Here is a 14,288-nt window from a genome sequence, read left to right as displayed (position 1 = left end):
TCGTCCAGTCCGAGGCGGGAGGCGACGCATGGCGGGACCGGGTCGCAAGAGCGTCCGTTCCACGGACCACGCCTGGCTGATCACCGCCCCACTCATCCTCTTCGCCGTCGTCTGCTCCACACTCACCAGCCTGGTGGCCGAGCGGCCGTTCGGTGACTGGCCGCTGGCCATCGTGCTGCTGCTCGCGATGGTGGCCGCCGGCCTGCCGGTCCTCAACTTCACCGTTCGGCGGCAGTCGGTCGGTGTGACGCTCACCGAGATCCCGCTCGTCCTCGCTTTCTACCTGACCCCACCGCTCACGGTGGTCGTCACGTACACCGTGGCCGCGGTGCTCACCCACCTGTGGCACCGGATGGGCAACACCAAGCTGTGGTTCAACGTCGCCCGGGCGGCCGCCGGGTCGTCCCTGGCAGTCCTGGTGCTCCAACTGTTCCCGCCGTTGAGAGGCGTCGGGCCGGGCACGTGGGTCACCCTCTTCACCGCCGCCATCATGGTGAACCTGGTCAGCATGACCTCGGTGGCCGGCGTGTACACGCTCCTGCAGGGCTGGCAGACGGGTCGGGAGGCGTTCCGCAAGTCCCCCTCCCTGCTGGTGGCGCCCGCCATCAACATCGTCGCCGGCCTGATCATCCTGATCCTGATCACTTCCACCTGGTGGTCCCTGCTGCTGCTGGCGGCGTTGATCAGTGCCCTGGCCCTGGTCTACCGGGCATATGCCCAGTTCTTCCGGCAGCACCGCACCCTCGCCGACATGTACGAGTTGAGCCGGGCTGTCAGCGGCAGCGGCCAGGACGGCGCGCTGGCCGACGCCCTGCTCGCCCGGGTGCGCACGCTGATGCAGGCGGAGTACGCCACCCTCTGGCTACCCGCGCAGAGCCGACACCCGGAGGTCCTGCTGACCTCCAGGATCGCCGACTCGGGCCTGCTGGACGTGGCCCCGACTCCGGCCGAGCTGCGGGAGCGGGTCCGGGAGAAGGGTCAGACGGTCGTCCTCGGGCGCGGCGCGGTCGGGGATGCGGAGCTGCGGGGCGCCCTGTCGAAGCAGCGGATCAAGGACGTGATCGTGGTCCCGCTGCGGTCCGGCCAGGCGGTGGTCGGCACGCTGGAGGTGGCCAACCGGCTCGGCGCAAGCAACTCCTTCGTGCGTACCGACGTGCCGTTGCTCGAGACGGTCGCCGCGCACGCGGCGGTCGCCCTGGAGAACTCGCGCCTGGTGGACCGGCTGCGGCACGACGCGGACCACGACGCCCTCACCAAGCTGCCCAACCGCCGGCGGCTCACCGCCGCGGTGGCCGAGGCGGTCAAGATCAGGGCGCCGGGCGAGGTGGTCGCCCTGCTGCTGTTCGATGTCGACCGGCTGCGCCAGGTCAACGAGTCGCTCGGCCACGCGGCCGGCGACAAGGTCCTCGTCGAGGTCGCCGAGCGGCTGCGTACCTGCGCGCCCTCCTCGGCGCTGGTCGGGCGGGCCGGTGGCGACGAGTTCCTGGTCACCCTGCGCCTGGAGAGCGCCGAGGCGGCGCTGGAGCTGGCCGGGCAGCTACGCGAGCAGATCCGCGACGAGATGCTCTTCGACGCGCTCACCCTGGACGTCGACACCGCCGTCGGGGTGGCGGTGCACCCGGATCACGGCAGCGACGCGGTGACCCTGCTCCAGCGGGTGGACCTGGCGGCGACGGCGGCCAAGTCCGTCCCGGGCAACGTCCAGCTCTACAGCCCGGCGCTGGAGTCCAGGTCGCTGCGCCGGCTGGGCCTCGCCGGGGACCTGCGCCGCGCCCTCGACGACGGCGGGCTGCAGGTCTACTTCCAGCCCAAGGTGACCCTCCGGGACCGCCGCCTGGTCGGCGTGGAGTGCCTGGCCCGCTGGGAGCACCCGGCGCACGGCACGGTGGCCCCGGACGACTTCGTCGCGGTGGCCGAGCACACCGGCCAGCTGGGTCGGCTCACCGAGTTCGTGCTCCGGGAGAGCCTGCGGCGCAGCCGGGACTGGCAGCACGGCGAGCAGCCGCTGGCCGTCTCGGTCAACCTGGCCGCGCGTACCCTCACCGATCAGCACTTCCCCGCGCTGGTCCGGGAGCTGCTCGACGAGTACGGCGTGCCGCCGCAGCGGCTCACGCTGGAGATCACCGAGGCCGGGGTGCTGGACGGCACCGAACGTCCCATTCCGACCCTGCGGCGCCTGCGCGACCTCGGTGTCCGGCTCTCGGTGGACGACTTCGGCACCGGCAACTCGTCCCTGGCCCAACTGCGGCGGCTGCCGGTGCACGAGGTGAAGGTCGATCGCTCCTTCGTCCAGGGGATGGCGACCGATCCCGGCGATCTGGCGATCGTGAACGCGGTGGTGACCCTCTCCCAGCAGTTCGGCCTGGCCGTGGTGGCCGAGGGGGTGGAGAGCGAACTGACCCTGGAGCTGCTCCAGGACATCGGCTGCGAGATCGGCCAGGGCTTCCTGTTCAGCCGGCCGCTGCCGTACGAGCGGCTGGAGGCGTGGTTCGCCGCCCAGGTCGACCCGGAGGCGGTCCCCGCCGGCGAGCTGCCTCGCCTGCGGGTGGTTCCCTGAGCTGCGCGGACGCGGCAACGGGGGATCCGATTTCACCTCGGCGGCGGGGTCGTGTACTGTTTCCTCTGCGCGGCACCCCACGGGGTGATCGAGCAGGCCCCCTTAGCTCAGTCGGCAGAGCGTCTCCATGGTAAGGAGAAGGTCTACGGTTCGATTCCGTAAGGGGGCTCAAAGGGTCCGGCTGGACCCGCCACGGCGGTGTAGCTCAGATGGCAGAGCAAGCGGCTCATAATCGCTGTGTCGCCGGTTCAAGTCCGGCCACCGCTACTCTCGTCCTCCGGATCTTCCCGGTGGTCGGTGGGATGGGCGCCACAGGCGCCCACTTTGCATGTCCGCGCCATCAGCGCGTAGGCTCATGCGCCGTAGTTGTTACCCGTTAGCGAGGAAGGCACTCCGCCGTGGCGAAGGCGACCGATGTCCGGCCGAAGATCACTTTGGCGTGTGTGGAGTGCAAGGAGCGCAACTACATCACGCGCAAGAACCGTCGTAACGACCCGGACCGCATCGAGCTGAAGAAGTTCTGCCCCCGGGACGGCAAGCACACGGTCCACCGCGAGACCCGCTGACCCACGGCCGGCCCTGCCGGCCCGGTCCCACAGGCTTCACCGAACGCCGATCCGCACGGACGGCGGCCTCCGCGCCGCCCGTCCCGCCCGGATCGGCGTTCGCGTTTTACGTGTAGGTTCGCGGGCATGTCCCTGGACCCGTCCTTCGTCGGCCGGACCTATCCGCCGACCGCCCCCTACCAGGTGGGCCGAGAAAAGATCCGCGAGTTCGCCACCGCCATCGGCGCCACCGACCCGGCGCACCACGACCCGGAGGCGGCCCGGGCGCTCGGGCACCGCGACGTGGTCGCCCCGCCGACCTTCCCGGTGGTCGTCACCATGGCCGCCAGCCGGCAGATCATCGAGGACCCGGCGCTCGGCGTGGACTACAGCCGGGTGGTGCACGGCGACCAGCGCTTCGCGTACACCCGGCCGGTGACCGCCGGTGACGAGCTGGTCTGCGTCAACACCATCGAGGAGGTCACCAACCGGGGCGGCCACGGCTTCCTGACCACCCGCACCGACGTGAGCACCGCCGCCGGCGAGCCGGTGGTCGCCGTCTGGTCCAAGATCGTCGTACGCGGGGAGGCCTGACCCATGGAACTGCCCACCCAGACGTTCCGGGTGACCCGCGCGGATCTGGTCCGCTACGCGGGCGCCTCGGGCGACTTCAACCCGATCCACTGGAGCGACCGGACCGCCACCAAGGTCGGCCTGCCGGGGGTCATCGCCCACGGCATGTTCACCATGGCGCTGGTCGGCCGGGCGGTCACCACCTGGGCCGGCGCCCCGGACGCGGTGGTCGACTTCGGGGTCCGGTTCACCCGTCCGGTGGTCGTCCCGGACACCGACGAGGGCACCGAGATCGAGGTCGCCGCGGTGGTCAAGGAGGTGACCGAGGACGGCCTGACCAGGCTCGACGTGACCGCGACCTGCCTCGGCGAGAAGGTGCTGTCGCAGGCCCGGGCGACGATCCGGACGCCTCGCTGAGCAACCTGTCGACGCGCGAGGGGTAGACCGGTTGGGAAAGTCGCACGACTACCCGTACACTGGTCCGCCGTGGGGCAAGTGACCCCTGCCCGGCACCGCGTGCTCGGGTGGGGTGATCGTCGCCGCACAGGGGTGTAGCTCAATTGGCAGAGCAGCGGTCTCCAAAACCGCAGGCTGCAGGTTCAAGTCCTGTCACCCCTGCGCCTCAGGCCTGACCGTTCCCGTGGGTCGCGCCGCCCGTACGGCGGCGTCCGGCCCGTGGTGGTGGCACCGGCGGGGTGGTTCCGAGGCATTCGGGGCCCTTCCGACCGGTCCGCCGGCCGCGGCCCGTCGCGGGACGGTTGGTCCGGCCGGCGTGACCACACGCCGCGCACGCCAACCATCGGCGTGCGACCCGATATCCCGCACGGAGGGCGAAGTGGCCGAGAGCAAGCGGCGCGGCGAGGACGCCGGCGACGAGCGTCTGGAAGAGGACGCGATCGTCGACGACGTGGCCGACGACGACGCCACCAACGCGGAGGACGAGCCGGTTTCCCGGGGCGGCACCGCCACGCGCAAGCGCGCCCGCGCCGAGTCGACCGAGGGCCGCAAGACCCGGAAGGACACCGAGCGGATCGGGCTCTTCGCCCGCATCGCGCGGTTCTTCCGCGAGGTCGTGGCCGAACTGCGTAAGGTCATCTGGCCGACCCGCAAGGAGCTGCTGACCTACACGGCCGTGGTGGTCACCTTCGTCGCGGTGATGCTGGCGATCGTGGCCGGCCTGGACTACGGCTTCGCGAAGGCGGTGCTGTTCGTCTTCGGCAACGCCAGCTGACGGGCCAACAGCGATAGTGACGGAAGTGAGCGAGCGTGCCTGAGTACGACGAGACCGCCGAGACGCCGGACGAGCAGTCCACGGTGGCGACGGCGGCCAACGAGGAGTCGGTCGAGGCCGCCAGCGAGCCGGAATTCCCGACCACCGAGCCCGCGGACGAGGAGTTCGACCCGGTCGCCGAGCTGCGCCAGAAGCTGCGCTACGCCCCCGGCGACTGGTACGTGGTGCACTCGTACGCCGGCTACGAGAACAAGGTCAAGACCAACCTCGAGACCCGGATCACCTCCCTCGACATGGAGGACTTCATCTACCAGGTCGAGGTGCCGACCCGGGAAGAGGTCGAGGTCAAGAACGGCAAGCGGTCGCAGGTCCAGGCGAAGGTCTTCCCGGGCTACATCCTGGTCCGGATGGAGCTGACCGCCGAGTCCTACTCCTGCGTCCGGAACACCCCGGGCGTCACCGGCTTCGTCGGGGCGACCGACCGGGCCGACCGCCCGGCCCCGCTGAGCCTCGACGAGGTGCTGAAGTGGCTGGCCCCGGCGGTCGAGGCCGTCGAGAAGAAGGCCAAGCCCGAGGTCAAGGTCCTCGACTTCGAGGTCGGCGACTCGGTCACCGTCACCGACGGCGCCTTCGCCTCGCTGCCGGCGACGATCAGCGAGATCAACGCCGACCAGCAGAAGCTCAAGGTGCTGGTGTCGATCTTCGGCCGGGAGACGCCGGTCGAGCTCAACTTCAACCAGGTCGCCAAGATCTGACGTACGCCTCCGCCGGTGGTGGGCCGCCCGGCCCGCCGCCGGCGCGTCGTTTCGGCGCCCGCCTGACCTCGGCGGCGGAGGCCACGGAAGGCTGCGCTACCCTAGAACGTCGGCTGTCCGCGCCGCGCTGACCGTGCGCGCCCGCGGACCGGCGAAAATCCCAGTTCCAAGCCCCAGGAAGAGACATGCCTCCGAAGAAGAAGCTCGTCAAGACGTTCACGCTTCAGCTGCCGGCGGGCCAGGCCACCCCGGCGCCGCCGGTCGGCCCCGCGCTCGGTCAGCACGGCGTGAACATCATGGAGTTCTGCAAGTCCTACAACGCGCAGACCGAGTCGCAGCGGGGCGACATCGTCCCCGCCGAGATCAGCGTCTACGAGGACCGCACCTTCACCTTCGTCCTGAAGACCCCGCCCGCCGCCCGGCTGCTGATCAAGGCCGCCGGCGTGCAGAAGGGCTCCGGCGTCCCGCACAAGGAGAAGGTCGGCTCGGTGACCCGCGCCCAGCTGCGCGAGATCGCCGAGAAGAAGATGGCGGACCTCAACGCCAACGACATCGAGCAGGCGGAGAAGATCATCGCCGGCACCGCCCGGTCGATGGGCCTGACCGTCGCCGACTGACCTCGGTCACCGCTCACCCGATCAGTTCGTGGGAGGGCCGCGGACGTCGCGGGCCCGCCAGAGACCACAGGAGTAACGAGAAATGCAGCGCAGCAAGAGCTACCGCAAGGCCGCCGAGGTCATCGACCGGTCGAAGCTCTACTCTCCCGCCGAGGCCGTCAAGCTGGCCAAGGAGACCACCTCCGTCAAGTTCGACGCCACGGTCGAGGTCGCGATGCGCCTCGGCGTCGACCCCCGCAAGGCGGACCAGATGGTCCGTGGCACGGTCAACCTGCCGCACGGCACCGGTAAGACCGCCCGCGTGATCGTCTTCGCCGCCGGCGCGAAGGCCGAGGAGGCCGCCGCCGCCGGTGCCGACGAGGTGGGCACCGACGAGCTGGTCGCCCGTATCCAGGGCGGTTGGCTGGACTTCGACGCGGCGATCGCCACCCCGGACCAGATGGCCAAGATCGGCCGGATCGCGCGGATCCTGGGCCCGCGCGGCCTGATGCCGAACCCGAAGACCGGCACGGTGACCATGGACGTCGCCAAGGCCGTCTCGGACATCAAGGGCGGTAAGATCACCTTCCGGGTGGACAAGCACTCCAACCTCCACCTGATCATCGGCAAGGCCTCGTTCTCCGAGTCCCAGCTGATCGACAACTACGCGGCGGTGCTGGACGAGGTCCTGCGCTCGAAGCCGTCCGCGGCCAAGGGCACGTACCTCAAGAAGGTCACCCTCACCACCACCATGGGCCCGGGCGTCCCGGTCGACCCGAAGCTGGTGAAGAACCTGCAGGAGGCTCCGGCCGAGGCCTGAGCAGCAGCGCGCTGACGGGGCCCCGCCACCACCCGGTGGCGGGGCCCCGTTCGTCTGTCCGGTGTGGCAGGCTCGGCGCATGCGGCTGGAGGGGGTCTGGCTGCGGTACCACCGGCGCGCGCCGTGGGTGCTGCGGGAGACCGACGTACGGATCGGTCCGGGTGAGGTGGCGGTGGTGCTCGGCCGCAACGGCGTGGGCAAGTCCACCCTGCTCCAGCTCGCGGCGGGCGTGCTCCGACCGAGCCGGGGCCGGGTGATCGACCGGCCCGCGGTGGTCGGCTGGGTGCCGGAGCGGTTCCCCGCCGACCAGCCGTTCACCGTAAGCGCCTACCTCGGCGCGATGGGCCGGGTCGCCGGGCTCTCCGGCCCCGAGGCGGACCGGGCGGTGCGGCACTGGATCGACCGGCTCGGCCTGGCCCGGTTCCACTCGGTCCGGCTGCCGCAGCTGTCCAAGGGCACCGCTCAGAAGGTCGGCCTGGCCCAGGCCCTGCTGCGCCCACCCGGCCTGCTCGTCCTCGACGAGCCCTGGGAGGGGCTGGACGCCGCCGCCCGCGAGCTGGTCCCGGAGGTGGTCGACGAGGTGCTGGCCGACGGCGGGACGGTGCTGGTCAGCGACCACCGCGGCGAGACGGTCCGGCTGCCCGGCGCCCGACACTGGACGGTCGCCGACGGCACGGTGACCGAGGAGGCGCCGTCCGGGGAGGCGGCCGTCGCGGTGGTCGAGCTGGCGGTCCCGGCCGCCGAGGTCGCCGCCGCCGTCGCCCGGTTGCGCGCCGCAGGCCACCACGTCCTGCGGGTACGCGACCACGCCGCCCCGCCCCCCGCCACGCGACCCGATGCCGGCACGGACCCGGACCTTGGCGGGCGGACCGCCGACGGTGCCGTCACCGGCCCGGAGAGCGCGGTCGAACCCGCCGGGGAGCCGTCCGCCGGCGGGGCGGGAGCCGAGCGGGACCTGACCGGGCCGGCTGCGGAGGTGGCTCGGTGACCGCGCTGGTCCGGCTGCGGCTGGCCGGCTTCCTGCGTACCGGCCGGGCGCTGGCCCCGGTCCTGGCCGGCCTGCTCGCCCTCGGCGTCCTCTACGGCGGCGGCCGGGCGCAGCCGGCGGAGGCGTACGGCGTCTCCGCCGTGGTGCTCTTCCCGGTGCTGGCCTGGCAGACGAAGATCCTGCTGGACGTGGAGCCGGACGTGCAGCGGCGGCTCGCCCACGTGATGCTCGGCCCGGCCCGGGAGCGGGCCGCCGGCCTGCTCGCCGCGGTGGTGGCCGGGCTCGGCACGGTGGCCGTCGCGCTGGTCTTCCCGTGGCTGGTCGGCGGGGTGACCGGCCCGACCGGGCCGGGGGACCGGTCGGTGGCCGCCGGCGTGGCCCTCGGCCTCTGGGCTCACCTGCTCGCCCTGCCCGGCGCGGTGGCCCTGGGCGCCCTGGCCAGCCGGGCGGTCACCCGCAGCGCCGGGTACGGCGTCGCCGTGCTCGCGGTGGGTGCGGTGGGGGTGCTGGTGCTGGGCCTCTCCGGCTCGGCGGTGCCCTGGCTGGCGCCACCGCTGATGCCGGCCGCCCGGACGTTGGCCGGCCACCTGGAGCCGGCCACCGGGCTGCTGCTGACCGCCTGGGCCGTGGCCTGGGCGGCCGTGGCACTGGCCGGGTACGCCTGGGCCCGGCGCACCCGCGCCTGAACCCCCGGCCTGGCCCGCGCGCCTGACCCGCCGGCCTGGCCCCCAGCCTGGCCCGCCATCCGCTGTGCGCTGTCCGCCGCCCGGTCCCCGGCCACCGCCGCCCGGCGTGGTCGGCCCGCCGCCTTGATCCACTCCGGTTGCGGCAGGTCGGGACTTCCCGGCGTCATGCCGGCCCGGGTTGCCGCGGCCGGAGTCGATCAACCGGCCGAGCAGGGTGACCGGGGGCACTCCGGGGGCGATTTGGAGATACCGGGACACGTCGCGTAACCTTGTGCCGTAGTTCCACCCAGAGACCGCTGGTCACCGTGCCCCGGCACGGTCGAAGGTCCCGCGATGACGGGCGACCCGCGCAGGGCGGCAAGCGAAAATCGGTGCTGTGCGTGGTCCGCCGACTGCGCCCGTCGTGCCGGCCCTCGCCCCGTGCGCCCTGCGCCGGGGCTTTTCTCGTTGTCGTGATGCCTCCGCCGCCGTCGCGAGCCTCCGCTCGTCGCCGGCGTACCAGCTCCGAGCAACGAGAGAGGAGGGACATGGCGGACAAGCCGATCCGGGCCGACAAGGCCACGGCCGTCGCCGAGCTGACCGAGAGCTTCCGCAACGCGGGGGCCACCGTGCTGACCGAGTACCGCGGGCTCACGGTTTCGCAGCTCACCCAGCTGCGGCGCTCGCTCGGCAAGGAGACCAGCTACACGGTCGCGAAGAACACGCTGGCCAAGCGTGCCGCGGCCGATGCGGGCATCTCCGGCCTCGACGAGCTGTTCACCGGTCCTACCGCGCTGACTTTCGTTTCGGGCGACGTCGTCGAGGCGGCGAAGGGGCTTCGCGACTTCGCGAAGGCCAACCCGAAGCTCGTCATCAAGGGCGGTGTCTTCGAGGGCAAGGCCATTTCCGCGGCCGAGGTCACGAAGCTCGCCGACCTGGAGTCCCGCGAGGTGCTGCTGGCGAAGCTGGCCGGCGCCATGAAGGGCAACCTGAGCAAGGCCGCGGCCCTGTTCCAGGCTCCGCTCGCCAAGACCGCGCGTCTGGCGGCCGCTCTGCAGGACAAGCGCGAGAAGGAGGGCGCCGAGGCGGCCTGAGGCCCCGCGGCGCACCCACGTTCTTAGTTAAACCATTCAGGAAAGGACGCCAGACATGGCGAAGCTCAGCACCGAAGAGCTGCTCGACGCGTTCAAGGAGATGACGCTGATCGAGCTCTCCGAGTTCGTGAAGCAGTTCGAGGAGACCTTCGAGGTCACCGCCGCCGCTCCGGTCGCCGTCGCCGGCGCCGCCGTCCCGGGTGCCCCGGCCGCCGAGGCCGAGCCGGAGAAGGACGAGTTCGACGTCATCCTCGACGCCGACGGTGGCAAGAAGATCCAGGTCATCAAGGTCGTGCGTGAGCTGACCGGCCTGGGCCTGAAGGAGGCCAAGGACCTGGTCGAGGCCGCGCCGAAGCCGGTCCTGGAGAAGGTCAACAAGGAGACCGCCGACAAGGCCAAGGCCAAGCTCGAGGGCGAGGGCGCCAAGGTCACCCTCAAGTGACCTTGCGTTGACCTGACGCGCGTCCGGCTCACGTGAGCCGGGGCACACACCGCGTCGCGGCGGGCGGTGATCCGGGAACGGATCGCCGCCCGCTGTGGTTGGTGGTCCCGGTGGCAGCGGCGTGAGCAGGGCGTTCAGGATCCTCGCACCGGCTTCACAGCGCTGTCTGTCGGTAGCCCGTCGGTGGGAAAGACACCCCGAGCGGTAACCGGCCCTTGACGCGGCCCCGGGCTGACAGGCACGCTGACACCAGCAAGACCTTCCGCGCTTGCAACGGCCACCACTTGGGTAATACCAGCGGCAGCAGCACCGCCGCGACGCCCGAGCGGACCGGCAGGAGCGTCGCGTTCCGAGCGGCCCGGTAGACCCGGTTTTCCGGGGTCCCGAGGCAAGTTCCGCGACGACCTGCGGGGTGGGCTGGACAGCGGTTAGCCTCTCGGCTACACTGCTAGTTTGCGCTGCCTTCCGACTTGACCCCTGCTCGGAAATGTCCGTTTACGGATATTTCTGGTGGGGTCATTGGAGTGCACGCGTACCAGCCGTTCTGCAGCACCGGTCCTCGGAAGGACGCATCTTGGCAGCTTCCCGCCCTGCGAAGACCAGTCGTACGTCGAGCGCTTTCGCGCCCCGCCGAGTTTCTTTCGGTCGGATCACCGAACACCTCGAGGTCCCCAACCTCCTCGCCATCCAGAACGAGTCCTTCGACTGGCTCGTCGGCAACGAGGCTTGGCAGGGCCGGTCGTCGGACGACCCGCACGCACGCTCGGGTCTCGCGGAGATCCTCGACGAGATCAGTCCCATTGAGGACTTCTCCGGCACCATGTCGCTCTCCTTCTCGGCTCCGCGCTTCGACGAGGTCAAGGCCTCGATCGAGGAGTGCAAGGAGAAGGACCTGACCTACTGCGCCCCGCTGTTCGTGACCGCGGAGTTCACCAACAACACCACTGGCGAGATCAAGAGCCAGACGGTGTTCATGGGTGACTTCCCGATGATGACGCCCAAGGGCACCTTCATCATCAACGGCACCGAGCGCGTCGTGGTCAGCCAGCTCGTCCGCTCGCCGGGCGTCTACTTCGACAAGCAGCCGGACAAGACCTCCGACCGCGACCTCTCCAGCGTCAAGGTCATCCCGAGCCGGGGTGCCTGGCTGGAGTTCGACATCGACAAGCGCGACACGGTCGGCGTGCGCATCGACCGCAAGCGCCGGCAGGCCGTCACCGTCCTGCTCAAGGCCATCGGGTGGTCCGCGGAGCAGATCCGCGAGAAGTTCGGCTGGTCCGAGCTGATGATGACCACCCTGGAGAAGGACCACATCGCCGGCCAGGACGAGGCGCTGCTGGACATCTACCGAAAGCTCCGTCCGGGCGAGCCGCCGACCCGCGAGAACGCCCAGACCCTGCTGGACAACCTCTTCTTCAACCCGAAGCGGTACGACCTGGCCAAGGTCGGTCGGTACAAGTTCAACAAGAAGCTCGAGATCGACGTCCCGATCACCACCGGGACGCTGACCGAGGACGACATCGTCGCCACCGTCGAGTACCTCTGCCGGCTGCACGCCGGTGAGGACGGCTACGAGGCCGACGACATCGACCACTTCGGCAACCGTCGCCTGCGTACCGTGGGCGAGCTGATCCAGAACCAGGTCCGGGTCGGCCTCTCCCGCATGGAGCGGGTCGTCCGGGAGCGGATGACCACCCAGGACGTCGAGGCGATCACCCCGCAGACCCTGATCAACATCCGCCCGGTGGTGGCGGCGATCAAGGAGTTCTTCGGTACGTCGCAGCTGTCCCAGTTCATGGACCAGACCAACCCGCTGGCGGGCCTGACCCACCGGCGCCGGCTGAGCGCGCTCGGCCCGGGTGGTCTGTCCCGGGAGCGGGCCGGCTTCGAGGTCCGCGACGTGCACCCGTCCCACTACGGCCGGATGTGCCCGATCGAGACGCCGGAAGGCCCGAACATCGGTCTGATCGGCGCGCTCTCCACCTTCGCCCGGGTCAACCCGTTCGGCTTCATCGAGACGCCGTACCGGAAGGTCGTCAACGGTCGGGTCACCGACCAGATCGACTACCTGACCGCGGACGAGGAGGACCGGTACGTCAAGGCGCAGGCCAACGCCCCGCTGAAGTCCGACGGGTCGTTCGCCGAGGACCGCGTCCTGGTCCGCCGTAAGGGCGGCGAGACCGAGGACGTGCCGCCGGAGGCCGTGGACTACATGGACGTCTCGCCGCGGCAGATGACCTCCGTCGCGACCGCGATGATCCCGTTCCTCGAGCACGACGACGCCAACCGCGCGCTCATGGGCGCGAACATGCAGCGCCAGGCGGTGCCGCTGGTCAAGGCCGAGTCGCCGCTGGTCGGCACGGGCATGGAGTACCGCGCGGCCGTGGACGCCGGTGACGTGGTCGTCGCCGAGGTCGGCGGTGTGATCGAGGACCTGTGCGCGGACTACATCACCGTCCACCAGGACGACGGCCACCGCCGGACGTACCTGCTGCACAAGTTCCGCCGCTCCAACGCCGGCTCCTGCGTCAACCAGAAGCCGGTCGTCTTCGAGGGCGACCGCGTCGAGGCCGGCCAGGTCATCGCCGACGGTCCGTGCACCGACGAGGGCGAGATGGCGCTCGGGCGCAACCTGCTCGTGGCGTTCATGACCTGGGAGGGCCACAACTACGAGGACGCGATCATCCTGTCGCAGCGCCTCGTGCAGCAGGACGTGCTCACCTCGATCCACATCGAGGAGCACGAGGTCGACGCCCGGGACACCAAGCTCGGCCCGGAGGAGATCACCCGCGACATCCCGAACGTCAGCGAGGAGATGCTCGCCGACCTCGACGAGCGCGGCATCATCCGGATCGGCGCCGAGGTCGTCCCCGGCGACATCCTGGTCGGCAAGGTCACGCCGAAGGGCGAGACCGAGCTGACCCCGGAGGAGCGGCTGCTCCGCGCGATCTTCGGCGAGAAGGCGCGCGAGGTCCGGGACACCTCGCTGAAGGTGCCGCACGGTGAGACCGGCACGGTCATCGGCGTGCGTACCTTCTCCCGCGAGGACGGCGACGAGCTGCCCCCGGGCGTGAACGAGCTGGTCCGGGTCTACGTGGCCCAGAAGCGCAAGATCCAGGACGGTGACAAGCTCGCGGGCCGCCACGGCAACAAGGGCGTCATCTCCAAGATCCTGCCGATCGAGGACATGCCGTTCCTGGAGGACGGCACCCCGGTCGACATCGTGCTGAACCCGCTCGGTGTGCCGTCCCGGATGAACATCGGCCAGGTCCTGGAGACCCACCTCGGGTGGGTGGCCAAGACCGGCTGGAGCGTGGATGGCGACGACACCGAGTGGAAGCGCCAGCTCCGCTCGATCAACGCGCACGAGTCCGAGCCCGACACCAACGTGGCCACGCCGGTCTTCGACGGTGCCCGGGAGGAGGAGATCTCCGGTCTGCTCGCGTCGACCCTGCCCAACCGGGACGGCAAGCAGCTGATCGGCTCCTCCGGCAAGGCGCAGCTGTTCGACGGTCGCTCCGGTGAGCCGCTGCCGGACCCGATCGCGGTCGGCTACATCTACATCCTGAAGCTCAACCACCTGGTCGACGACAAGATCCACGCCCGGTCGACCGGCCCGTACTCGATGATCACGCAGCAGCCGCTGGGTGGTAAGGCGCAGTTCGGTGGCCAGCGCTTCGGTGAGATGGAGTGCTGGGCGATGCAGGCGTACGGCGCTGCCTACGCCCTGCAGGAGCTGCTGACGATCAAGTCCGACGACGTCCTCGGCCGGGTCAAGGTCTACGAGGCGATCGTCAAGGGCGAGAACATCCCGGAGCCGGGCATCCCGGAGTCGTTCAAGGTGCTGCTCAAGGAGCTGCAGTCGCTGTGCCTCAACGTCGAGGTGCTCTCCAGCGACGGTGTGGCCCTGGAGATGCGCGAGACCGACGACGAGGTGTTCCGGGCCGCGGAGGAGCTGGGCATCGACCTGTCCCGGCGCGAGCCGAGCTCGGTCGAAGAGGTCTGAGGCTGGTGGTTCGGGG

Annotated in this window: 13 protein-coding genes and 3 tRNA genes; all 16 read left to right on the top strand. The window is 70.6% G+C overall.

Translation table 11 applies throughout. The annotated features are described in order from the left end of the window. Positions 1-28 precede the first annotated feature (28 nt). Entirely contained in the window at positions 29-2,557 is a 2,529-nt protein-coding gene (locus tag ACGFI9_RS27825; RefSeq protein WP_393182454.1) for a putative bifunctional diguanylate cyclase/phosphodiesterase, read from the top strand. 96 nt (positions 2,558-2,653) lie between these two features. Next, a tRNA-Thr gene (locus ACGFI9_RS27820) sits at positions 2,654-2,726 on the top strand. Between the two features lie 25 nt (positions 2,727-2,751). Then, positions 2,752-2,824 (top strand) — tRNA-Met (locus ACGFI9_RS27815). Between the two features lie 131 nt (positions 2,825-2,955). Then, positions 2,956-3,123: a 50S ribosomal protein L33 gene (rpmG, locus tag ACGFI9_RS27810; RefSeq protein ID WP_013288652.1), complete on the top strand. Its 168-nt coding sequence runs from the start codon at positions 2,956-2,958 to the stop codon at positions 3,121-3,123. Positions 3,124-3,249: 126 nt separating this feature from the next. After that, positions 3,250-3,696 carry a MaoC family dehydratase N-terminal domain-containing protein gene (locus ACGFI9_RS27805; protein ID WP_393182452.1) on the top strand — a complete coding sequence of 149 codons (447 nt, stop codon included), beginning with the start codon at positions 3,250-3,252 and terminating at the stop codon, positions 3,694-3,696. 3 nt (positions 3,697-3,699) lie between these two features. After that, a complete protein-coding gene (locus tag ACGFI9_RS27800; RefSeq protein ID WP_393182450.1) occupies positions 3,700-4,092 on the top strand; it encodes a MaoC family dehydratase in 393 nt (130 codons plus the stop codon). Positions 4,093-4,220: 128 nt separating this feature from the next. Next, positions 4,221-4,293: transfer RNA gene (locus tag ACGFI9_RS27795), tRNA-Trp, on the top strand. Positions 4,294-4,510: 217 nt separating this feature from the next. Next, positions 4,511-4,906, top strand: a complete 396-nt coding sequence (gene secE, locus ACGFI9_RS27790; RefSeq protein WP_393182448.1) for a preprotein translocase subunit SecE — start codon at positions 4,511-4,513, stop codon at positions 4,904-4,906. Positions 4,907-4,941: 35 nt separating this feature from the next. Next, positions 4,942-5,661 carry a transcription termination/antitermination protein NusG gene (gene nusG, locus ACGFI9_RS27785; RefSeq protein ID WP_123240595.1) on the top strand — a complete coding sequence of 240 codons (720 nt, stop codon included), beginning with the start codon at positions 4,942-4,944 and terminating at the stop codon, positions 5,659-5,661. Between the two features lie 185 nt (positions 5,662-5,846). Then, complete coding sequence (gene rplK, locus ACGFI9_RS27780) at positions 5,847-6,278, top strand: 50S ribosomal protein L11 (protein ID WP_073828960.1); 432 nt, start codon at positions 5,847-5,849, stop codon at positions 6,276-6,278. Between the two features lie 82 nt (positions 6,279-6,360). After that, on the top strand, positions 6,361-7,077 hold the full coding sequence (gene rplA / locus ACGFI9_RS27775) for a 50S ribosomal protein L1 (RefSeq protein ID WP_393182445.1): 717 nt from the start codon (positions 6,361-6,363) through the stop codon (positions 7,075-7,077). Positions 7,078-7,156: 79 nt separating this feature from the next. After that, on the top strand, positions 7,157-8,065 hold the full coding sequence (locus ACGFI9_RS27770) for an ATP-binding cassette domain-containing protein (protein ID WP_393182443.1): 909 nt from the start codon (positions 7,157-7,159) through the stop codon (positions 8,063-8,065). After that, complete coding sequence (locus tag ACGFI9_RS27765; protein WP_393182441.1) at positions 8,062-8,751, top strand: hypothetical protein; 690 nt, start codon at positions 8,062-8,064, stop codon at positions 8,749-8,751. The genes ACGFI9_RS27770 and ACGFI9_RS27765 overlap by 4 nt, the downstream gene beginning before the upstream one ends. A gap of 527 nt (positions 8,752-9,278) precedes the next feature. Next, positions 9,279-9,824 (top strand): 50S ribosomal protein L10, encoded by a 546-nt coding sequence (rplJ, locus tag ACGFI9_RS27760; RefSeq protein ID WP_130320445.1) that lies wholly within the window; start codon positions 9,279-9,281, stop codon positions 9,822-9,824. 55 nt (positions 9,825-9,879) lie between these two features. Beyond that, positions 9,880-10,266, top strand: a complete 387-nt coding sequence (gene rplL / locus ACGFI9_RS27755; protein ID WP_393182439.1) for a 50S ribosomal protein L7/L12 — start codon at positions 9,880-9,882, stop codon at positions 10,264-10,266. 574 nt (positions 10,267-10,840) lie between these two features. Beyond that, the gene (locus tag ACGFI9_RS27750) at positions 10,841-14,272 is read left to right on the top strand and encodes a DNA-directed RNA polymerase subunit beta (RefSeq protein WP_393182437.1); all 3,432 of its coding nucleotides are present in this window, start codon (positions 10,841-10,843) and stop codon (positions 14,270-14,272) included. Positions 14,273-14,288: the final 16 nt, after the last annotated feature.

Source organism: Micromonospora sp. NPDC048930 (assembly GCF_043197935.1).
Classification (GTDB): domain Bacteria; phylum Actinomycetota; class Actinomycetes; order Mycobacteriales; family Micromonosporaceae; genus Micromonospora.
Note: the sequence above shows the minus strand (reverse complement) of the source record. Positions and strands in the feature narration are given on the sequence as shown.

What these genes read in the sequence shown, in the direction of transcription:
- rplL (WP_393182439.1), top strand. Translation starts at nt 9,880, where the DNA reads ATGGCGAAGCTCAGCACCGAAGAGCTGCTCGACGCGTTCAAGGAGATG.
- ACGFI9_RS27825 (WP_393182454.1), top strand. Translation starts at nt 29, where the DNA reads ATGGCGGGACCGGGTCGCAAGAGCGTCCGTTCCACGGACCACGCCTGG.
- rplK (WP_073828960.1), top strand. Translation starts at nt 5,847, where the DNA reads ATGCCTCCGAAGAAGAAGCTCGTCAAGACGTTCACGCTTCAGCTGCCG.
- ACGFI9_RS27805 (WP_393182452.1), top strand. Translation starts at nt 3,250, where the DNA reads ATGTCCCTGGACCCGTCCTTCGTCGGCCGGACCTATCCGCCGACCGCC.
- rplA (WP_393182445.1), top strand. Translation starts at nt 6,361, where the DNA reads ATGCAGCGCAGCAAGAGCTACCGCAAGGCCGCCGAGGTCATCGACCGG.
- ACGFI9_RS27800 (WP_393182450.1), top strand. Translation starts at nt 3,700, where the DNA reads ATGGAACTGCCCACCCAGACGTTCCGGGTGACCCGCGCGGATCTGGTC.
- ACGFI9_RS27770 (WP_393182443.1), top strand. Translation starts at nt 7,157, where the DNA reads ATGCGGCTGGAGGGGGTCTGGCTGCGGTACCACCGGCGCGCGCCGTGG.
- rplJ (WP_130320445.1), top strand. Translation starts at nt 9,279, where the DNA reads ATGGCGGACAAGCCGATCCGGGCCGACAAGGCCACGGCCGTCGCCGAG.